Raw genomic sequence first — 21,426 nt, forward strand, 5'->3', positions numbered from 1 at the left:
AGACTATAAGATAAGAACACGCTTAATAAGTCTTTCTATTCTTATAGTTCTTTTATTATTTTTCATTAAACAGAGTGCTCGTAAGCTATAACAAGTTATAAATATGAAATTATTTTGGGAAAAGTGTAAAATATTTTGGAAAGAGAGAATAATTCCTCTCTTTTTTTATAGATAAATAGAAAGGAAAGAGTGTCGATAAAAATTGAATACAATCAAAAATAGTTGGTTACATTCAAATCGATTTAAAATAAATGATAGCTTCACTAGAGAGGAGGAAAGTCAGTAGGAGAATGGGAGTGGTATCCATCAGCTTAGAGGTAATATGGCTCATGATGGGAGATGAGCGGCTTCGAGAAAGCCCCCTAATCTCTTCGATGAAACAGATACATGAATTATATACGCCACATTGGCAATGTTTTTAATATGAAAATCACTGTTTAAGCTAGTTTTTAGCACGAATGAATAGGGTATCAATTATACAGAAAAATGATGGTAGTTTTTCTGTATCCTCGTAAAAAGAATCATCAATGTCTCCTAATTGACTGTAGTATACAGAATGAGTAAGAGCTTGCAATATCTTTCAACTTTAAGTATATACACCGTTTTTTTTGAATGAATTGTTCATTATATTAAACATATTCCTAGTGATCAATAAATTTTATAAAATTATTGAATGATGACAGTTGTTCCTTCTCTCACCTGAGAATGTAACCACTGTATATCTATATTTTTCATATATATACAGTCTACATTTATGGGGTTTTTAGTATTATTTTCACGATTTGTTTCACATATTCCATAATTAACATCATTTGTTTTGGTGCTTTTCAAGCTAATTAATTGATAATTTAACGTTTTTTCCTTGATATTTTTATATGAATAATGTTTGGAAAATGTATACACTACAGTATATCTACCCGCGGGAATCAGTTTCTTACTTTGGTCAGTTATAATTAAAAATTCTTTAATTAGTAATTTATGTTTTACATAATATAACTTATTTTCAAAGCGCTTAAAAACTAAGTATTTTGGAGTTGCAATCGATGCTTGTACTTGTTGTACACATGTTAATGTGAAAATCATGGTGAATATTAGCTTATATTTAAATTTCAACTCACAACACCTCTTATAACGTATTTTGATTCATAATTTCTATTTAATGCTACCTACATCTCTCACTTTTACATTTACTTTTATATCTATGTTTGCTTTAGATAATTCTTTCCCCCAGTTTTGTTCATAAGGTACCCAATTTTTATATTGAAATGCACGAGCATATAATCCGAATCCAATAGGATCTATGTTTGCTCGTTTAACCTTTTTGATAAGTCGTGTTAATTCTTCTGTGAATTGTTGTGAAATAGCTTTTTCTAATTCCCTACTAGTTATCGATGTGTAGGAAGCAGGGAATTTCTCTATAATTTCTGTTCCCATATTAATTTGTATTTGAAATTTAAAACGGTTCGTATATGCCATTTTTGTGTCAACGTTCATTCTTTGCGCCGAAATACTAATCCATTGTTTGTTTGTTTGCTTGAGTGGATTTTTTATTGTAAATGAATAATCCCCTTTTATTTTACCTTGTAATAAGGTTAATAATTTATTTTCATTTGGATTTAAGCTTTCTATAAGCAAATTTTGATAATCTAAAAGCATTGTTCCTGTAATTTTTATTTTTTGGTTATTTATCCTTTTAATGCTAGAAATACTAGGAGTTATTCCTTTATCTTTAACTTGTCTATACAGTTCTTTAAATGTCGTTTTAACAGTAACATTCCTTGCATTCCCTGTTTTAATTAATTTAGCTAAATAATCCGAAAGAAAGTTTTTTTGAGGAGAATGAGAATAAATAATATCAGAAACTTTCCCATCTACACCAATGACTTTGGCAGTCATAGTATTTTGAGGATCACGATAAAACGGTTCTAAGTATTCAAACCAATTCTTTTTTTGAAGAAGTTTTTTTCCTAAAAGAACAATCTGAATTTTACTTCCAGAAATAATACCTGGATCTATAGTATCAAATTGATCTCTTGCCTTTCGAACTGTGATATCTGTAGCATAATGTTTTTCTTCGTTTCGCTTCCGATCTTTATTAATTAAAGAATTTACTACATATACTTTCAAATGATTTTTTTGATCTATATCAATTCCTACTATTAATGTCGCAGCCACATCTTCAACATATACTTGGTCATAACAACCGGTGAGCACTACTATACAAATAAGAAAGTATAATATTTTTCTCATCATTATGTATCACCTCCTTAATTTTATTACCAGTAACATGAATATAGGGAATATGTAGGCTGTTCCTAATCCTACATGTGAGATTAAGCTCTTCCAACTTTGTACCTGACTCCATGATGGATGTATCAGGAAAACACTCAAAATAATACACATAAAAAAAATATAAATGTGTATATTCTTTTTTTCTTGTTTAGTTAAATTACTTATACATAATAAGCTGGCATAAATATATGGAGTCCATGCAGTAAAAACTACAAATAGATATAAAGTAATAATAAGTAAATCAAACCTTTCTAAAAAACTAACCTCAATGATTTTAAGTATACTTAGAACCGGTTGATTATAAGAGGTTATTTCATCAGGACTAAAAAATATATAGCAGGATATTGTCATGAAAGTATAAAATATCAATGTAATGCTATTAGCGATTATTACGCCTTTAATTGCGGCCTGTTTTCTTTTTAAATAAGGGTACATACAGGCTACCATTTCAAAACCTGTAAATGGAAAGATAGCCTGAGGAAAAGCATTCAAAAAGCCACTAATTCCATTTTTAAAAACAGGAAGCATATTCAATAAATTTCCTTCTTTTAGAGGTATTAAAAATAATAATACAATCCAAATCGTAAGGTAAAATACAATTTCACAGTAACGGCCTAATACATAAACATTTTCGGCTACAACAAGATACGTAGGAATTAAAAATAATAAAATTAAGAGATAATCAGGTGTTTTGGGAAGTAAATTCCCCTTAATATAAAGCATACCGTTTAATAGAATAACCCATGCATAAAAAGAGAAATAACAAATATAAACTATAATGAGAACTTTCTTTGTATATTCAATCATTTTATTATTCGATCCTTTTGTAAAGTGTATTTGATATCTTTTAGCCACTTGCACCCAAGCTATACTAGCGATAGTAGAAAACACAAAACAAAAAGGGAGGACTAACCATCCATCAGTTCCAGTTTTTTCTGCCAATGTACGGGGAAGGAAGAGAATTCCCGTTCCAACCTGAGCACCATGAATAATAAATATAAATTGGTTTAAAGAAAGTATATTAGCATTATTAATTTTAGATATCATATGTCACCTTTGGTTTCATTTTTATATTTAAGAATGAAATTTTTAAATTTATAAATTTCCAATGGGAAAAATGAGACTCCATACGGGGTACCTATAGAACGAATGCTTAATATATGTGCTAGTAATATCATAAGACCAATAATAATACCTACAAATCCAAACCATGTAGCTAATAGCATCATTGGAAAACGTAAATACCTAACAGCTAAACTCATATCGTAATTAGGAACCGTAAACGATGCGATGGCTGTTACAGAAACGATAATAATCATGATATTACTCACAATTCCTGCTTGCACGGCAGCTTGACCAATAATAATGCCTCCAACAATCCCCATTGTTTGTCCAATAGGGGCTGGTAAGCGTAAGGCTGCTTCTCTCATCATCTCTAAAGTGATTTCCATAATCATAGCCTCTACAATAGCTGAGAATGGAACATTTTCCCTAGATTCTGCTATAGATAAAAATAATGGAACAGGAATCAGGCTATAATTAAATGAGATTAATGCAATATATGTAGCTGGTAAAATGAGTGCTAGAAAAAATGCTACTATGCGTAATATTTGAAGAAAAAAATTAATCATCCACCGCGTACTACAATCATCTATATTTCTAAAAAAACTTAAGAAGTTTGTTGGTCCAATTAATACATTAGGTGAATGATCAACAACTATTACAAATTTCCCGTCTAATAAGGAAGATACGGCCGTATCAGGTCTTTCAGTCAGTAAAAGTTGTGGGAAAGGTGAATACGGATTATCTTCAATATGTTTAACCAATTCACCAGTATTAACTATAGAATTAACCTTAATATTTTCTAATCTACCCTGAGCCTCTGCTATTATTTGAAAATCTGCCTTTTCCATTAAAAAAAGTACATGAATTTTTGTTTTTCCTTCTTCACCAATTTCTGTAGATGTTACAGTCAATTTAGCAGTTGGCAAATAATTTCGTATTAAAGCAATGTTTTTCCCGGCAGCTTCTACAAATCCTTGATGTGTACCTTTTATAGATATTTCATTTTTGGAATCAGATGGCTGCCGATTAGGTCCACCTTTAATTTCGAATTTATATGCAACGGTATACTCGTTTACAAGAAGAATAGCATTTCCTTCTAATAAACTTTCTTGAATTTGATTAAGATATAGCACTCTTGAAATATTCCCAATGGGTATGATTAGCTCAATTTCATTGGTAAATTCTTCTCTTAACAAAGGTTTAAGAATACTATCATTAATGTCTTTTTTATCAGTCAACTCTGATAGATAAACCAAGGCTAGTGTGTGATAATTTCCTTTCTGTATCCTTCTTATTACAAGGTCCGGAGCATCCCCCATATATTTTTTTATAAACTCAATATTTTTATCTAAAGAAGCAATTATTTCCGTATTCATAAAATTTTTCTGATTAGATTCTTTACCTGAGCATGAGATTTTTTCCATAAGTTTATTCCTCGTAAAAAATGATTTTGTACGCTTATTATTAAATAATTACATAATAAATATGTGCCGAAATTGTCTATTGTTTGGACAAAATAATCTTGTACAATAATACCTCTTAATCATTACAATAGGTGAGTCATATGGGACCAACATCGTCAACGATAAAATCAAAATATTTCAGCTGTGAAAATAATTACAAGTACATAAAGGACAGAGATATGTAACACCATAAAGGATACTTTAGTATTTTAAAAGTTCAATCACAAGTCTTATCGTATATAACAATCGATATATAGTTTTATTAAACAGCCTATATAAAAACATAATGGCCTATAGTTCTCGTAATTTTCCCAAAAATAAACGTTTAACATTTCTATATTTCACTTAATATAAATGCATACATTCATTTATATTAAGGAACTGAAAATAAATATATAAATAACCTCAAATACAGTAAAAACATATACAAGGTGGAGATAAATTTGGAATTTAGAGATTTAAAAATTTTTCAAAGTGTAGCTAGAATTAAAAATATTACAGCCGCTGCCAAAAGTTTAAATTATGTGCAATCCAATGTAACTGCACACATAAAACAATTAGAACAAGAGTTAAATACAGTCTTAATTCATAGGCATGCTAGGGGGATATCATTAACTGGAGATGGACAAAAATTTCTTGAAAAAGTTGACAAAATCCTTAAAGAATTCGAGGAATTAAATAATATGTTTAAGGATGAATCTTCTGTTGGTTTTTTGAATATCGGAACAGTAGATACCGTACACCCATTACCTATGATATTAGCTGGGTATTATGCGAAGTATCCCAATGTAGATATTTCGCTAAAAACCGATGTAAGTAATCGACTAATGGTAGATGTACTTAATTATAAATTAGATGGTGCTTTTGTTACGGGGCCTATAAAAGAGCTATCATTTGAACAATATGAAGTTAGTAGCAAGACACTTACATTGGTTACAAATCAACCTACATTTAAATTACAAGATTTGAATCATGAAACATTTTTAGTGTTTGGACAAGGTTGCGGTTATAGAGCAATGTTAGAAAAATGGCTCGAAAACGAAGGATTTATTAATAATAAATTTATGGAGTTTAATATGCTAGAAATGATTTTGCATAGTGTATCCCTGGGCTTAGGTGTGACACTTTTACCAGTAACAGCTGTGGGTTTATTCTCTAGTCTTCCTAACATTTATTGTCATGAAATCCCAGAAGAGTTTCGTCAAATCACAACCATGTTTATTAGAAATAAAAATATAAATCCAGGACCTGCTATGAGAAATTTTATAAAAGAACTTCAAGTATATAAATAACAAAGAAAACTGCATGAATTTTTTGAAACATGTAACACAGAATAATAGCCAAAAAATTTTATTGAATAAATTTTCTAGTCATTTAAACCATCATTTAAAATGATGGTTTTCATCATTTGTTTGAATTTTACATTGCATCTTAATTTAAATAGAATTGCATAGGAATCGATTTCAAAGCTTCTTATTTAAGAAACATTTTTAAGGATAGTGATTTATATGTCGAAAAAAAATTTCAATTTAATTATCAAAAAAAAAATAAAAAGAACGAAGTGCTTAATTTTTGTTTTTACAATACTATTAGTGACGCTCATTAGTTTTAAAATAATGTATCATATTTCTTCTGTGAATCACGATTTAGAAGAAGTTGTTTTACCAAACACTCACATTGAATCAGTTGATGTAGGAGGGTTAAATAGAAAGCAATTAGAAAGTATGAATCAAGAACAAATCAAACATTTAATGCAAAAAGAGATAACATTTGCATTAGGAAAAGCCAAAAGAACTTATAGTTATCAGGAAATGGGAATCATGTATGAACCTACGCTTGTCATAGATAAGATTTTTGACCAACAAGGTGAAAATAAATGGACTGGCTGGTTAAAACAATTAACAGCAGAAATTGGCTTTCGAAAAATAGATTATAAATTAGAACCGAAAATTGATGACAATAAATTACAACACTTCATTGCGAACGAGTTCACTAAATTTCAAAAAGAACCTACTAATGCATTTATAAAAATAAGTGATTCTAATTCTAAAATATCTTATTTTGATGAAAAAATTGGCAAAAAGGTGAATATTACTATGTTAAAAAAAGATATACTAGACGCTGTTTATAAAGAAACAAATAACGTAGTCGTAAAATATAGCAATATCCACCCTAATCTTTCCCTGCAAGATTTAAAAAAAATATATATGAAAAACCCTATGTCTGAATATAAAACAGATCTTTTAGGACGAAGTGAAAATGTAAGGGAGAATATTGAAAAAGCTGCTATGAAATTAAATGGTGTAGTAGTACCTTCAAATAAAGAATTTAGCTTTAATGAAATTGTGGGTATAACTGATCAAGCTCATGGCTATAAAAATGCACCAGTCATTCTACATGATAAAATAATACAGGCTGCAGGGGGAGGCGTGTGCCAAGTTTCTAGCACATTATACAACGCTGTTTTATTAGCAAATTTAGATATTGTATATAGAGTAAATCATAGTCACCAAGTAAAGTATGTCCCGGCAGGATTAGATGCAACAGTAGCTGATAACGGTCCCGATTTTAAGTTCAAAAACACCACTGATACGCCGATATATATCAAAACAATTGTAAAAGATAATCAATTAATTGTTAAATTATTTGGGAAAATAAGCGATAACATTGTACATGTGTATACAAAAACAATGGAACAAACAAATTTCTTATTAAAGGTAAACACATATCGTGAAGTGGAAAATAAAAACAAAAAATTAATAAACAAAGAATTTATAAGTGCTAGTACCTATAAAATTAAATAATATTATCTTCAAAAAATAGTTAGTGTATTCCGTACATTTTATAGCGTAAATTATTAATTAACGTATTAGAAGGGGATTTATATGTTAAAAACATATTTTAATCATAGATTAATTATTCTGCTTCAGTTTTTTATAAGTTTGTATATATTTACAAATATATTCCACTTATTTTTAGACACTAAAAAAGTATCTCCTTATTTTAAAGATACGATTCAAATAAAAAAAAAAGCAAATCAACCAAGTAAATATGAAGTATTAACTCAAAGGTTAGATCAATATTTAAAAGATAACGCGTTTAATGGTTCTGTCCTTGTAACCATTAAAGATCATGTAATTTTAAGAAAGGCTTATGGCTATGCCAACATACAAGATAACGTACTAGCGACTCCAAAAACAAAATACCGTATTGGTTCCATCACAAAAACGGTTGTAGCTGTTTCTATTATGCAATTACAAGAACAAGGAAGATTAGATATAGACGAAAATGTAAATAAATATGTTTCTACATTTCCAGCAGAGAAGCAGATTACATTAAGACATTTATTAACACATACATCCGGATTACCTGAGCAAGGACAAGGAAATGTTGATACAACTTCACACCTAAAGTTAATAAATTGGATTGGATCCCAAAAACTTGAATTCCCTCCTGGAACAGGGTGGAGATATACAGATTACAATTACATGGTTTTAGGATATATTGTTGAAAAAATATCAAAACGCCCATTATCCGAGTATATAAATGAACATATTTTTAACCCAGCTGATATGAAAGAATCAGGTATAGGGGAAAAAATGCCTGAGGATATATTTTTGGCAGAGGGGTATAGAAAAGAGAAAGATTCACTTGTACCGGCACAGAGATTACAAATGAAATGGCTATATGGTTGTGGAGATATGTATACTACTGTAGATGATATGAAAAAATTAGATGAAGCAATCATGGCAGAAAAATTGATTTCTAAAAAGGGTTTATCAGAAATTTTTACAGTATCACAAGTAAAAAAATACGGATTTGGTTTTTATGTTCATCCAGACTATTATCATAATCACGGTGTATTATCTGGATGGAATACTTATAATAATTTCAATTGGGATAAACGTATATTTGTTATCTTGTTCTCAAATGTTAAAAATAGCATGGACGATGAGTTTAATCAAAAATTTCGTAGTATGGTAATGAAGATACACAATGAAATTTAATAATTATCCCATTGAAATTAAATTGTGGGAAAATGTTAAACAGAGTTTCAAAACCATTAACGGCTAATTATGATCTGTTTATCCTTGCACCTAATCTTTAAAAGTTCATCAACTAGTTCCAAATGAGCAATTGGATAATATATCTTCAATAAAACCAATTGATAAACTTAAAGAAACAACAAAACTATTAATTAAGCAAGGATTAAAAAGAGAAACTATGAATGATGGAAAGCTTGTATTATCCATTGGTATAGAGACATAATTATAAACTTAAATGAAGCAACAAAAAAGGTGGAAATACTGATGGGGACATTATTACTCATGGAATGGAACAATATAGATTATCCATAAAAAGATGAAAAAATCTTTGTAGTATCTCCTAAAGGGGATACTGTTTTAATAATAGGGTGGGGAAGATGTACAAAAATTTATTCGCAAAAACATTATAGTATAGGGCTATATATTTTATAATAACAGATCTTACAATGTGATTGTTCCTGAAAGTAAGACGCTAATTAGTTGGAGTGATTATGTTCCGAAAAGTTTAGAATTTGTACAAAAATTAGCGTTAATTAGAAAAGCTAATAATACTACCAATATAAGTGATATTAGTACATTGCTTAAATTACAAATGGTTACAAAACTATTAGAACAATATTATTATCCAGCTAAACAGTTCGAGAGTCAAAATCCGAGCCATTATGAAGTTTATTTATTTTGCGGAATACAAGCTAACTATAGGAAAAGATTCACCAAATAAAGAATATGAAAATTATGTTAAAATGTTAAAGAGTAATAATATTAAAGTCAATTTAGATGAGATTAGAAAAAATCGAACTTTAATAATTTAAACGAAAATATACATTTTGATCAGTTTAGAGCAATACTAAAAACAACTAAATAATAGATTTGTTAAGAAAAAAGTTTTCGAAAGATGGATACAGTAAAATACTGTAATCATCTTTTTATTTTGCAATTTAGATGTTTAAAGTTTCTATTGCTTTGTAATTTGATGCATTATTTGGACTTCTAATAAATACTTTATGGGGATTATTGTACTAATAACTGTAGCTATGCTTAGCTTACTAGTATCTTAAATAGAAAATATTCTATATTTAAGTTAAATTGATAAAATAGCTAGTAATATTAGTTTGTTAAATTATTAAATATATACAATACCTATTTTGTCTATCAAATAAACAAATCAGATGTTTTTAAGATAATTATTTAACTTTATGATTTAGGTGTAGCGTTTCCAATAAATAAAATAGAGGTGAGAGGATATTGATTAAACATTAGTGGATATCGTTTAGTTTTACTAAAAATATTATTGTGAATTAAATCGTGAATTATCCCAAAATGCTTCTTAAATTCATTCTATTCTAATTATTTTACAATTGGTAAGTTTAATGTTTTTTGTCTTAATAAATAGATTTGAAATATTAGCTGAAAGGATGATTATATTATGGAACATACGTATGAGATACAAGAATCTATTTCACAACCATTAGGTGCTGGCGGTGGTAGTGATCCTGTTGTCGATGTGATCGAGATACTTGCAGATGAAAGTATCAGATTGCTTAACGAACATGCTTTTGATTCGACAATTGCAAAGACAATTACTTCATTGGGGGGAAAGGCGCTTAAAGACCTTTATAAGGACGCACACAAAAACGAAGTAAGCTGGAATAATACTTTTAAAAACCTAACAGTAGCGGTCACGGCACTCATTCCATATGGAGGATCGTTTGTTTCTGCAATGATTGGTGTAATATGGCCAGATGAGGTGATAGATAACGATAATCAAGCGACAAATATAATGGACCAATTTGCTGATTTAATGAATGAAAAAATTGAAAATTATGATCGACAAAGTATTAAAGTAGCACTAAAAGCTCTGCAGCACGAATTAAAACTACTCGATGCCTCATTGAATGGAAAGTCTATATCTGAATCATATTATGGATCGGATAGCCCGGAAGAGCACAACCGTAGTAGAGCAAGGATTATTCACAGTAAATTTAAAGATCTTATTCTTCAATGTAGTAAAGAAGGTTATGAAGAGCCAGAGCTTCCTCTGTACACTGCAGTTGCAACCACCCATATACTATTTTTAAGATGCATAGAAAAGCATGGATTAGGTCCTAGACTACAATTTCATAATAGCAGCTACAATGAGTTTATGAAAGATCTTAAGGAATTTCCTGATAAATATATAAAGCATATAAAAGAAACATATCCACAGGGAAGTTCAAAACTTTCTAAGGAACCGACTTTAGTGCCAAAATATTATGCTGAAACAAAGGGAAATAAGGCGTTCTGGATGGCAGTAAAACGCAATACATTGATACCGCAACAAAATGGAAAGTGGTATTACTTAGATCAGGATGGGAAAATGAGAACTGGTTGGGTTAAGACTGGTGGATTTATTATGGATGATCATGGGCAACTAGAGATGCATCAGCCAGATGCATATTATTACTTCAGCCCTAATAATATTGATAAAGGTCAAATGGTTATAGGCTGGTTTACAGATGCGGATGGTAGAACATATTACCTTACCCCGGAAGAAACTCAAAAATTTTATAAAGGTCAAATGGTTGAAGAGTTTGTGGAAATTGGAAAGGGAAAGTGGTTCTATTTTAATCCACTTGATATTTCTCGTTTGGCACCGAATGGCTATGATAACCTCCCTGAGGCTGGTAAAAATATGCTTAAAGATACGTTCGGCATTACCAAAAGCGTTCTAAGGGGAGAACAAAGAACAGAGTGGGTCCATTATAATGGAGAATGGTATTACTGTAGCCCGGAAAAAAACAACAGATTTGATAAAGGACAAATGGTTACGGGAGAAGTTGCCATCAAGAATTCAGCGGGAAATATTAAAACATATCATTTTAATAACGATGGGGTATGTACTAATCCTTAATAGAATATAAAGTTCCCTATTCATTTTATTTGAAGGTCGCGGGATGTCATTTGTTGTAATCTCTTTGAAAAACATTCTCCTCTATTGGGAGAACAGATTCATAAGTTTTATGAATTTTATAATTTAATTTAAGGGAGGCAATGTGATGAGTTCTTCAATTACAATTAATGATCAAAAATACAATTGGATGGAAATATCAAGAGGGAATAATAGAGGAATGAGATTTAATCCGGGCCAGCATCAATATATTTTTACTCCTAATCCACATAACGATAAATGGTACAATAAAAATCAAATGACATTCTATGCGCTTGCTGCAAAACAAGTTGAGGCTAAAGGTAATTCAGGTAGATGGACTACTGATAATTGGCCTAGTTCTATAAATAATATTGATATCCATGGTATTACTTATAAATTACAATAATGGAGAAACACTTAGAAATCAACAATATGTCGCATTCTGCTTTGTTTGATTATACGTAAAACGAACGGAATGAATCCCTTCAGATAACAGAGAAGTAAGTTTTTCACTAACATAATTGGATTTTTTGTTGTTCGACTAATACGATCTGGATAGAACATTACTTCGATATGGACGGTATACAGAAAAACGGTTTGATTTAGCTTTAGGATAAAAGGTATTACTTTACCCCTGGAAAAACAGGATAAAAATGGTACCATGGTGACTAATTCCCATAAGATTGGTGTATGTGCAAATCCGAATAAAAACATTAACGTAATAACATTTTCGTCTAATAAAAAAATAAGTCCCCAAACAATTGAAGTGCATCCCAATTGTTAGACCGTGTCTAACAATTGGGATGCATTTTTTATGGCTAAATTTTCTTCAAAAAAATAATCCAAGCGGTGAAACGATATTTAGATGGTTCAGGAAGTGGAAAAACAATTGCTAAATCTATAGGAGTTACTCTTAACTTACTTCGTGAGTGGATTAGACGATATGAATCTTCAGGTGAAAATGCTTTTGAAAAACGCTATACATCCTACTCTACCCAGTAAAAACTAGATGCACTTCATTATATGAATGAACAAGGGACATCTATCAGAGAAACAGCGGCACTTTTCAATATACCTTCTTATGAAGTACTTCGGAAATGGAAAATAGCCTATGAAACAGGAGGATTAGATGCCCTACATTCAAAGAAAAAGGGCGTCCAACCATGAAAGATAAAAAAATAAAACCAGTAGTAGAAGGTTCAATAGAAGCACTACAAGCAGAAAATGAGCGTTTGCGTATGGAAAATGCATATTTAAAAAAGTTAAATGCCTTAGTTCAAAACAAGAAACAATCACCAAACAAGACAAAGCCTAAGTAATCTATGAGTTAAGGCATGAATTTCCTGTCAAAGAGTTACTTCAACTCGCAAACATTCCACATAGTACGTACTATTACTGGATGAAACAGTTCAATCGTCCTGATTCAAATGCGGAGATAAAAGAACGGATTTAAGCTATTTATGATGAACACGATGGGTGTTATGGGTATCGGCGTATTCGTGATGAACTGATGAATCGTGGACACAAAATAAATCATAAAAAAGTGTATCGCCTTAAGGGTTAAAATGCTTTGTTCGTATGAAAAAATATCGCTCTTACAAAGTGACAGTTGGGAAAATTGCGCCGAATATTTTAAATCACGACTTCCAAGCTGACAAACCAAATGAAAAGTGGGTTACAGATATTACGGAGTTTAAGTTATTTGGGGAGAAGTTATACCTATCACCAATGTTAGATTTATTTAATGGTGAAATTATCACGTATACAATTGGTTCAAGACCGACCTATTCCCTTGTTTCAACGATGTTAGATCAAGCCTTTGAACGTGTAACAGATCAAGACAAACTCCTCATTCATTCTGATCAAGGGTGGTACTATCAAATGAAAAAATATCGTCATTCTCTTAAGAAATGTGGCATAACACAAAGTATGTCTCGCAAGGGAAACTGTTATGACAATGCCGTTATTGAAAATTGTTTCGGTATCATGAAATCAGAATTTCTGTATCGAAAAGAATTTGAAAATATAACACATTTCAAACAAGAATTAGTAAAATACATAGACTACTATAATCATAAAAGAATTAAGGCATCATTATTAGTTGTCAGCAATAGATAGAATTTTTGTTATGGGGGATTTTGATTTTTTAGGTTGATAGACATTTGACGCTACCAAAAATATGAGTATTTGGTGACAAATAGAAATCTTGTGGGTATTATAACAAATGTGACTTGTAAAAAATAGTTACAGGAATTACAAAAGTATATATTTTTAAAATTTTCTTATAATCATAGAAGTATGTAGATACATAGACAGAGAGAACCTTTCTGTTAAAAAATATTAATTCCGACAGTAATTATGTTTTATGATATATTAGGGAACGAGTTATATTGAGAAGTAAAAGTTATGTATGAACTACTATTATTTAGATTAAACCCACTATTAATAGCCCCTTTTTATTTACAAGTATAGATAAAAGAGAGGGTGCTAAATATAGCCGGTATGTAGATTTATTTGATAATCTGTACATACCTTATAATCTTTAAATAATTAATCATATAATTAACTAACTGAAGCAATAACATTTGTATCTTTTAATGCTTTCAAAAGGTTTAGAAATAATATATGATTAAAATGAAGAGTATTTAGCAAAATTTCTGTTGAAATAACAATCGATAAATGCATTAAGTAATTATAATTTTATAATGTATTTTAATATATATTAAATTTGATTTAAATCTAAATAAACAGGAGGAAAAAATGACATATTCTATTAAGGAAATAAGTACAAAAATGAAAGTTTCTGTATCCGCTCTACGCTATTATGAAAATGAAGGGTTGATACCCGTTATAAAACGTGATAATAATGGGAATCGCTTATATACCGAAGATAATATTGAGTGGATTAATTTTCTTTTGGCATTACGTCTAACAGGTATGCCTATAAAAGAAATTAGGCAATATGTAGAATTATATAATCAAGGTAATTGCACACTTAGTAATCGAAAAAAAATAATGCTTCAACATAAAAAAAATGTAGAAAATGAAATATCACAAATAAATAAGTATTTGGAAAGAATAAATTACAAATTAGCTGTATATGATACATTGGAAGCTCAATTAAAGAAAAAAAAGATAATGATTTAATAGAATTTTTAACATTAATGTTAAGATTAGCAAAAGGGCCATTAATGGTCTTACCCCTGTCAAGTAGACAGTATGAAAAAGACTAAGCAGCCATCGAGATTCGAGATTCTATCGGAGTTCGATGATTGCTTAGTCTTTTTTGGAACCGTTTATAGTTATAAAAGTAAATATATTCTTCAATTGCTTGTATTAAATCTTCTTCTGTTTTAAAATAATTCAAATACAACATCTCCGATTTAAAATGGGAGAAAAATGACTCGATACAAGCGTTATCATGGCAGTTTCCTTTGCGAGAGTGACTACTAATGATACCAAAAATCGAAAAGTCTTTGTTGTAGGCATGAGATGTGTACTGGAATCCCTGATCTGAATGGAGAATGGTTCCATGCACATCTCTTTTTTGTGCCAACATTTCAATTGTATCTAACACAAGTTCATTATCATTCCGCTTGGATATTTTCCAAGAAACAACTTCGTTATTATAAATATCTTAGACAACAGAAAAATACCGAAATCCCTTTTGGAATCGTAGATAAGTAATATCTGTAACAAGCGCTTCATTTTGCTGGCGATCTTTGAATTCACGGTTTAAAACATTTGGAAAAGTATTAAAATAATTCCCTTTAAAGAAGCGATGCTTCTTCCAAATAATAGACTGAATGTTAAGCTCACTCATTAATCGATATACTTTTTTGTGATTTATAAAATGTCCCTCTTCCTGTAAAGCAATTTTGATACGTGAATAACCATATTCCTGTGCTTTATGTGAATAGATTGTATTACCTTTTTTAATCGTTTCTCGGATTCCATTCGTATGTTTTTCATACCTTTTGTATGAATCACTTATAATAACTTGAGCGATGTACACCAGCAAATTTCGTAAGCCACATAACTGGATATGTCCCTTTTAATGATTCAATGATGTGATATCTTACCGTATATTTTAGTGCACCCCCATTTACAGATTTGGATACTGCTTTTTTAAATATTCAACCTGAGCCTTATAGTAGTCACGCTCTTCTTCAACAGTTTTAAAATGAATCCGTTTGCCTTTTAAAGGGTTCGGTATACCTTTCATTTCACTATTTTTTCCACGAGTATCTGTAATTTCACCACATGCTTTATATTTTTTCATTCCCATTTTTAAGTTGTGTAGAGCTTCTAATCTGATATTTCTCCGCTATCATATCGTAGCTTCCTTCACCGTTTAAATAACTTTGAACAGCTGATAACTTTATCTCATTTGAGTATGTATTAAATATTGTACCTTTTTTTGCCATGAAAAATCCCCTCCAAGTAATAGTGTAACATCCATGTGTGTACATGGTCTTTTTTTACAGTGTCTACCTAAAGGGGATAATATCAATATCATATATGCCATGGTCATTTTGTATCTATAGATTCATATTTGAATTAACGAAAAAGAGGTTGTAGTATGATTTTATTGTATATTTTTATTTTTCAGTTCCCGAACCTCCTCTAATTATATGTAATCATTAATTAGTATAAATAGGAGAATCGTGAATGTTTATATAATATATAAAATTGATATATATAACCTTAGCTACTTTCTTGAAATGGAAAGTCTCTAACGTATAGTGGCTATTTCCTTTGTCTTTTGCGATTATTTACTTCATTTCTTTATGAATATTTCTTGTTTGTACTAAAATATTCAATGGATACTATTGTAACGTTATATAGTCAAATTGTAATAAAAATAAAATTTCTATAATGATTAGTAAAGGAGATAATTAAGGTATCTAATAAAGAATTTGACAAATTTAAAGTTTGAAATTTTTAGTATAAATGTCCTTTTTATGATGAGATAGTAAAATACCCTCATCCTTTTAAGAATTTGTTTAAACGCATTGCAAGTTCTTTTTACTAGTCTATTTTTTAGGATTAATTAATATTTAAACGTTTAATAGATTCTTTCCTCTGATAGCTTAAGGTACATTTTGGGCCAGATATATGGGATATTCATATCTTCGTATTAAAGGAATCGAAAACTAACCATTAATATTTTCTTATATAAGACGAATATTAGAAAAAAATATTAGAAAATATACAAACAAATGCTATTATTCCACTTGAACTAGTCTAAAAAACAAACAAATCTAGCAATGAATACTTAGTTTAATTAAAGAAAATCCAGATGCGTTAGATATGTCAAATCAGAATAATAACCGAACTTTAAAGTCTCAGATTTTTATTTCTTCAAAAAAAATAATAGATCTTTTATATTATTCATTTACTAAAGCAGTTAGTATCGTTACCAGATAGAAAAAATAAAAAGATCTAAAATACGAATAAATATTTCATAAGATTAAAACTATAAATATATCGTTTCATATGTTTATTTAGAAATTAAACAAATCTCTAATAAGGAGTTGTGTTTATAAACATTTCAAACCTAAAAATGCAGTATATAATCATATAAGGCTTATCATAAATAGAGAAGTAGTACATTGAAATACGGACCCCTTTTTAGTAAATGAATAAGATTAAACTATCTATCGTAGACTTATTTGAAATTTAATTATTGTAATGGGAGGGCATAATGGCAACTATCCTGAAAATAACTAACAAAGCTAGAACTCAAGAGTTACTTATAACACATATGAAAAAGTATAAATATAAACCCGTATTCGTAAAAAAGGTTGATAATATCTTAAATCAATTTTGTGATATAAATCCTGAAGTAGTTATTATTGATGAGATGTTTCTAAGATTTAACGCATTATATTGGCTTGTAGTATATCTTTGCTACAGTCTTTTATAAGCTTCTTTAAATTTTTGGTTAATGTGTCGAGCGTGCCAGCGACGGTTTTCGTATACATCACCCGTACTATAATAAACATCAGATGAATCTAAAATATTAACACAATTTTCAAATAATTGTATTTCTTTCAATAAAATATCATAGTGTGATTTAAGAATAGCAGCACTTAAATCTTCAACTTTTTTGTCTAGACGATTAATTTGACTCTGCACATATTTCAGTTGATTATCTTCCACATTATTTGGGCATACTGCACCAAGTATTTGAGAAATAAATGCTTCGCCATTTGGAATGAGTGCCACTATAATCATTGGATTGATATGCGTCTTTATAGGTTTGTTTAAGTGTGTCGCCTCCTAATGAAGCAATTGCCTTGAGACTATTTTTATCAAACAACATGTCCTTTAAAACTTTCACAACTCCATCGTTTTCTACCTTGAAAACTTCACCAGTACCTATTGATGAAAAAGGGGCACCGAAGTGAGCAGAAAAATCATATATATATCTTGACTTAAAGCGAACTCTAGGTTGTAAGATAAATTAATGATCGAAACATCCATATTACGGAGGGATTTAAAATGAAAACTATTTTTATTACGGGAGCATCATCGGGGATTGGAAAAGCAACTGCAAGACATTTTGCTGAAAAAGGGTGGAATGTTATTGCTACAATGCGTTCACCTGAAAAGGAAACGGAATTAACTGGACTAGATAATATTTTAATATTAAGGCTTGACGTTGAGCAAAAGGAAACAATTCAAGAAGCAATAGTAAAGGGAATTGAGCGATTTGGTAAGATTGATGTTCTTCTAAATAATGCTGGGTATGGCACAATGGGAATTTTCGAGAGTGCTACTGATGATCAAATCAGAAGACAGTTCGATGTGAATGTATTTGGACTAATGAAAATGACAAAAGCAATGTTACCCCATTTAAGAGCCAATAAAAATGGATTAATTATCAATATCTCTTCAATGGGCGGAAAAATTACGTTTCCCACTATGTCACTTTATCATGCTACTAAATTTGCGGTCGAAGGTTTTACGGAATCTTTATCATTTGAGCTAGCTTCACAAAACATACATGTCAAATTAATTGAACCTGGTTCTATCAGCACTGATTTTAGCGGAAGATCAATGGACTTCTTCTTTGATGAATCCCTAAAGGACTATCATAAGTATACCGATTCCTTTAAGGATGGACTTGAAAAAATGAGTGAGCGTGGACAATTCACTTCTCCTGAGGTTGTAGCAGAGGTTATCTATCAAGCTGCAACGGATAGTACAAATCAGATGAGATACATTGTTGGTGAAGATGCAAAGTATTTAATTAAGATAAAGGAAAAATCCGGCGACTTGGCATTTATCAAACATATGACCCAAATGTTTTCTTGAAGCAGAAACCATGTATTAATGGCATTTGTAAAGGGGTTATTTAAGTGAACTTTACCATTGGTCAAGTATCTGAACAAACAGGATTACCTATTCATATTTTAAGATATTATGAGAAGAAAGGCATTCTTCCAGTCGTTAAGCGTAATGATAGTCGCATACGATTGTATGGAAAAAATAATATTGAATGGCTACATTTCGTATGTGGTCTCCGAAAAACGGTTATGACAATCATAGAACTGAAGGGATTTGTACATTCTTGCATCACAAAGTGATGCAAGATTAATGAGCCTATGATAACGCTTAATAAGCAAAAAAGAAAGATTACAGTCTCAAATGAAACAATTTACATCCTATATGTCGATGATTGAACATAAATTCGAAGGGTATTCCGATATTTTGGACAAGCAGAGAGAAGAGTAATATTCCTATGTTTTTTATCACTTTAAATCAATTTATAACATGTCCCATGACGGTTGTCATTAAATTAAGGCATAACGATGGCATTCCTGTGGAGCGCTAATTTTGAGCTTTGCAAAAACGAGCGCCTCGGTACGATGGGAGTACGAAACGGTTCATAGCCAAAACCCTATCATCCAAGAGAACGTTCTACTATGAAGTTTAATTTTCCCATAAAAACAATATCATATAAAGAATAACAGTGTGATATAAAATACAGAAAGGTTGGGTCTAGATGACAAATGGCTACCTAAAAACACCTAACAGCCGGTATATTTTAACACATACATCTAAAAAAAGAAAAAGAGTTACGAAATAGTGATATTACAACCTTTGGAGATTCAACTAAAACACGTGTATATCTCAGCTGAACCCCCTAATACAAAAATAGGTTTAAATAATGGGACGGTTGGTACTATATTGTTTCTTATTTCTACTGTATATTCAAATTACACATGGAAAAGAGCATTTTTGATTCCTAAATTTTGAATGGAAGCCAACATAATTCATGAATACTCATGAATTATGTACATTGTCTACAATTATTGTGATAATGCAGCAAAACAATCCAACTAAAAAATAATAAAAACTCATATTTAAATTTTAGCGATAATGAATTCAATAAACCTAAAAATTAAAATGAAGAATATTTCTAATTAATTAAATTCGCAAACATACACAAGCTAACGTATACTACTAATGTGATGAGATAATTTATATATCTATATACAAATAAATATTTTCATCATTCATATACTAAACAAAGCGAAAGATAAACTGTGTATTTTTTACATAATAAAATTAAAAATCACCTCGAATAATAAAAGGTTCAGCGATCATTTTAATTGCTGAACCCTTTATTATTTATCTTTCCCTATTCTTCCTAAACTATCTTTAATAGTTGTTTCCCCAAGTTGTGTATATAGCAATGCTGTATCTTGACTAGTATGCCCAAGCTGCTGCATCACTTGTAACGAGTCTTTCTCCTCCATGTATAACTTATTTGCCAAGGTATGTCTTAATTTATGAGGAGACATTCTTTTTCCATAAGCCTTAGTATATTTTTCTACTATATCTTGGATGGCCCTAACTGATAGAGGCTGTGCAGTATGTTTATACTTCGATAAGAACACATTTTTTAATTCTTTTCCTGGTGCATATTTGTTATCTCTAATTTCCATATACTTTTCAAGATCATTTAATGCAATTGGTGTAATCTATACAGAATCTTCTTTATTTCCTTTGCGGATTACATCAATTAGTCTTTCTTTTAAGTTTATATCTTCCATGCGGAGATCGGCTAATTCACTTACACGAATACCACTACCAAGAAAGAGGGAGAGGATAGCTACATCACGCTCCTTATCTCTTAGGAAATAGAATAACTGATGTTTTGTTAAAGATTTTTCATGTTCGTACTTAACATAATTCAGAAATTCTTGATCATCATTATGGAATATTTTAGATCTCATACGTTTTGCACGAGCATTTAATGTTTCTTTATCTTTATGTATTTCAATTTTAGCCATTACATTTCTATAAAAATAGCATTCTCCATCTTCATTCTCTGATAGGGAGGTGAGGTACTTAAATAAAGACTTTAAGGCCGAAATTTTTCTGTTAACAGAGGAATTTTGCATGTTTTGTTGTAGTTTTAGAAACCTCATAAAGTTCTCAACATCTTTTTTCTTTAAATTCTCCAAATCAGAGAAGGATATGTCTTTAATGGGCTTAAATTCAATAATTTGTTCAGATAATAGCCAATTAAAGAAGACTCTAAAATCATATACATAATTCAGTAGGGTGGAGGGAGAGGCATCATGCAATTCTTTGTACTCCACAAATTCTTCTATGTAAAAGGGCATTTCATTTA

At 30.2% G+C, this 21,426-nt stretch carries 19 protein-coding genes and 2 pseudogenes; 11 read left to right on the forward strand and 10 right to left on the reverse strand.

What is annotated here, in order from left to right:
* Positions 1 to 666: 666 nt before the first annotated feature.
* The 4 genes from CN409_RS20265 to CN409_RS20280 are packed head-to-tail and all read right to left on the reverse strand — an operon-like array spanning position 667 to position 4,781.
* Positions 667 to 1,113, reverse strand: coding sequence for a L,D-transpeptidase (locus CN409_RS20265; RefSeq protein ID WP_044306836.1), 447 nt, complete (start codon positions 1,111 to 1,113; stop codon positions 667 to 669).
* A 39-nt stretch (positions 1,114 to 1,152) separates the two neighbouring features.
* On the reverse strand, positions 1,153 to 2,253 hold the full coding sequence (locus CN409_RS20270) for a Ger(x)C family spore germination protein (RefSeq protein ID WP_044306835.1): 1,101 nt from the start codon (positions 2,251 to 2,253) through the stop codon (positions 1,153 to 1,155).
* Positions 2,254 to 2,259: 6 nt separating this feature from the next.
* Positions 2,260 to 3,339 (reverse strand): GerAB/ArcD/ProY family transporter, encoded by a 1,080-nt coding sequence (locus CN409_RS20275; protein WP_097981479.1) that lies wholly within the window; start codon positions 3,337 to 3,339, stop codon positions 2,260 to 2,262.
* The gene (locus CN409_RS20280; RefSeq protein ID WP_044306833.1) at positions 3,336 to 4,781 is read right to left on the reverse strand and encodes a spore germination protein; all 1,446 of its coding nucleotides are present in this window, start codon (positions 4,779 to 4,781) and stop codon (positions 3,336 to 3,338) included. Before CN409_RS20280 ends, CN409_RS20275 begins: the two co-directional genes overlap by 4 nt.
* Before the next feature lie 482 nt (positions 4,782 to 5,263).
* On the opposite strand from CN409_RS20280, the gene CN409_RS20285 reads away from it, so the two are divergent.
* The 8 genes and pseudogenes from CN409_RS20285 to CN409_RS20320 all read left to right on the forward strand — a co-directional run bounded on the left by CN409_RS20285 (position 5,264) and on the right by CN409_RS20320 (position 14,921).
* Complete coding sequence (locus tag CN409_RS20285; RefSeq protein ID WP_044306832.1) at positions 5,264 to 6,112, forward strand: LysR family transcriptional regulator; 849 nt, start codon at positions 5,264 to 5,266, stop codon at positions 6,110 to 6,112.
* 216 nt (positions 6,113 to 6,328) lie between these two features.
* Positions 6,329 to 7,624 (forward strand): VanW family protein, encoded by a 1,296-nt coding sequence (locus tag CN409_RS20290; RefSeq protein WP_097981480.1) that lies wholly within the window; start codon positions 6,329 to 6,331, stop codon positions 7,622 to 7,624.
* An 81-nt stretch (positions 7,625 to 7,705) separates the two neighbouring features.
* Positions 7,706 to 8,827: a serine hydrolase domain-containing protein gene (locus CN409_RS20295; protein WP_097981482.1), complete on the forward strand. Its 1,122-nt coding sequence runs from the start codon at positions 7,706 to 7,708 to the stop codon at positions 8,825 to 8,827.
* Positions 8,828 to 9,314: 487 nt separating this feature from the next.
* Entirely contained in the window at positions 9,315 to 9,587 is a 273-nt protein-coding gene (locus tag CN409_RS20300) for a hypothetical protein (protein WP_044306829.1), read from the forward strand.
* A 705-nt stretch (positions 9,588 to 10,292) separates the two neighbouring features.
* Entirely contained in the window at positions 10,293 to 11,756 is a 1,464-nt protein-coding gene (locus CN409_RS20305; RefSeq protein WP_044306828.1) for an insecticidal delta-endotoxin Cry8Ea1 family protein, read from the forward strand.
* Positions 11,757 to 11,901: 145 nt separating this feature from the next.
* Positions 11,902 to 12,180 carry a hypothetical protein gene (locus CN409_RS20310; RefSeq protein WP_097981483.1) on the forward strand — a complete coding sequence of 93 codons (279 nt, stop codon included), beginning with the start codon at positions 11,902 to 11,904 and terminating at the stop codon, positions 12,178 to 12,180.
* Positions 12,181 to 12,588: 408 nt separating this feature from the next.
* Positions 12,589 to 13,892: pseudogene (locus CN409_RS20315) on the forward strand (IS3 family transposase).
* A 642-nt stretch (positions 13,893 to 14,534) separates the two neighbouring features.
* Positions 14,535 to 14,921, forward strand: coding sequence for a MerR family transcriptional regulator (locus CN409_RS20320; RefSeq protein WP_044306826.1), 387 nt, complete (start codon positions 14,535 to 14,537; stop codon positions 14,919 to 14,921).
* Between the two features lie 82 nt (positions 14,922 to 15,003).
* On the opposite strand, the gene CN409_RS32850 is transcribed toward CN409_RS20320, so the two are convergent.
* The 4 genes from CN409_RS32850 to CN409_RS32400 all read right to left on the reverse strand — a co-directional run bounded on the left by CN409_RS32850 (position 15,004) and on the right by CN409_RS32400 (position 16,201).
* Positions 15,004 to 15,351: an IS3 family transposase gene (locus tag CN409_RS32850; protein WP_257147504.1), complete on the reverse strand. Its 348-nt coding sequence runs from the start codon at positions 15,349 to 15,351 to the stop codon at positions 15,004 to 15,006.
* Positions 15,352 to 15,411: 60 nt separating this feature from the next.
* Complete coding sequence (locus tag CN409_RS31525) at positions 15,412 to 15,789, reverse strand: IS3 family transposase (RefSeq protein WP_176523108.1); 378 nt, start codon at positions 15,787 to 15,789, stop codon at positions 15,412 to 15,414.
* A gap of 90 nt (positions 15,790 to 15,879) precedes the next feature.
* Positions 15,880 to 16,056 (reverse strand): hypothetical protein, encoded by a 177-nt coding sequence (locus CN409_RS32395; RefSeq protein WP_235355682.1) that lies wholly within the window; start codon positions 16,054 to 16,056, stop codon positions 15,880 to 15,882.
* A complete protein-coding gene (locus CN409_RS32400; protein ID WP_142330547.1) occupies positions 16,043 to 16,201 on the reverse strand; it encodes a transposase in 159 nt (52 codons plus the stop codon). The genes CN409_RS32395 and CN409_RS32400 overlap by 14 nt, the downstream gene beginning before the upstream one ends.
* A gap of 1,280 nt (positions 16,202 to 17,481) precedes the next feature.
* On the opposite strand from CN409_RS32400, the gene CN409_RS20340 reads away from it, so the two are divergent.
* Complete coding sequence (locus CN409_RS20340; protein ID WP_044306825.1) at positions 17,482 to 17,703, forward strand: hypothetical protein; 222 nt, start codon at positions 17,482 to 17,484, stop codon at positions 17,701 to 17,703.
* On the opposite strand, the gene CN409_RS20345 is transcribed toward CN409_RS20340, so the two are convergent.
* Positions 17,688 to 18,014, reverse strand: a complete 327-nt coding sequence (locus tag CN409_RS20345) for a hypothetical protein (protein ID WP_097891102.1) — start codon at positions 18,012 to 18,014, stop codon at positions 17,688 to 17,690. The two genes, CN409_RS20340 and CN409_RS20345, sit on opposite strands and share 16 nt — an antisense overlap.
* Before the next feature lie 267 nt (positions 18,015 to 18,281).
* Between CN409_RS20345 and CN409_RS20350 the strand changes: the two genes are divergently transcribed.
* Complete coding sequence (locus CN409_RS20350) at positions 18,282 to 19,097, forward strand: SDR family oxidoreductase (protein WP_097891100.1); 816 nt, start codon at positions 18,282 to 18,284, stop codon at positions 19,095 to 19,097.
* Positions 19,098 to 19,141: 44 nt separating this feature from the next.
* The gene (locus CN409_RS20355; protein WP_097891098.1) at positions 19,142 to 19,369 is read left to right on the forward strand and encodes a MerR family transcriptional regulator; all 228 of its coding nucleotides are present in this window, start codon (positions 19,142 to 19,144) and stop codon (positions 19,367 to 19,369) included.
* 1,044 nt (positions 19,370 to 20,413) lie between these two features.
* Here CN409_RS20355 and xerS read toward each other — a convergent pair.
* Positions 20,414 to 21,426 (reverse strand): annotated as a pseudogene (xerS, locus tag CN409_RS20360) (tyrosine recombinase XerS); the annotation flags it as partial.

Origin of the sequence: Bacillus sp. AFS012607 (assembly GCF_002558005.1) — a bacterium.
GTDB lineage: Bacteria > Bacillota > Bacilli > Bacillales > Bacillaceae_G > Bacillus_A > Bacillus_A thuringiensis_S.

Bases quoted from the DNA above. Each gene is read 5' to 3' on its own strand.
- CN409_RS20295 (WP_097981482.1), top strand. From the start codon at position 7,706: ATGTTAAAAACATATTTTAATCATAGATTAATTATTCTGCTTCAGTTT.
- CN409_RS20340 (WP_044306825.1), top strand. From the start codon at position 17,482: ATGGCAACTATCCTGAAAATAACTAACAAAGCTAGAACTCAAGAGTTA.
- CN409_RS20310 (WP_097981483.1), top strand. From the start codon at position 11,902: ATGAGTTCTTCAATTACAATTAATGATCAAAAATACAATTGGATGGAA.
- CN409_RS20350 (WP_097891100.1), top strand. From the start codon at position 18,282: ATGAAAACTATTTTTATTACGGGAGCATCATCGGGGATTGGAAAAGCA.
- CN409_RS20305 (WP_044306828.1), top strand. From the start codon at position 10,293: ATGGAACATACGTATGAGATACAAGAATCTATTTCACAACCATTAGGT.
- CN409_RS20275 (WP_097981479.1), bottom strand. From the start codon at position 3,339: ATGATATCTAAAATTAATAATGCTAATATACTTTCTTTAAACCAATTT.
- CN409_RS20270 (WP_044306835.1), bottom strand. From the start codon at position 2,253: ATGATGAGAAAAATATTATACTTTCTTATTTGTATAGTAGTGCTCACC.
- CN409_RS20280 (WP_044306833.1), bottom strand. From the start codon at position 4,781: ATGGAAAAAATCTCATGCTCAGGTAAAGAATCTAATCAGAAAAATTTT.
- CN409_RS32400 (WP_142330547.1), bottom strand. From the start codon at position 16,201: ATGGCAAAAAAAGGTACAATATTTAATACATACTCAAATGAGATAAAG.
- CN409_RS32395 (WP_235355682.1), bottom strand. From the start codon at position 16,056: ATGAAAAAATATAAAGCATGTGGTGAAATTACAGATACTCGTGGAAAA.
- CN409_RS20290 (WP_097981480.1), top strand. From the start codon at position 6,329: ATGTCGAAAAAAAATTTCAATTTAATTATCAAAAAAAAAATAAAAAGA.
- CN409_RS20320 (WP_044306826.1), top strand. From the start codon at position 14,535: ATGACATATTCTATTAAGGAAATAAGTACAAAAATGAAAGTTTCTGTA.
- CN409_RS20345 (WP_097891102.1), bottom strand. From the start codon at position 18,014: ATGATTATAGTGGCACTCATTCCAAATGGCGAAGCATTTATTTCTCAA.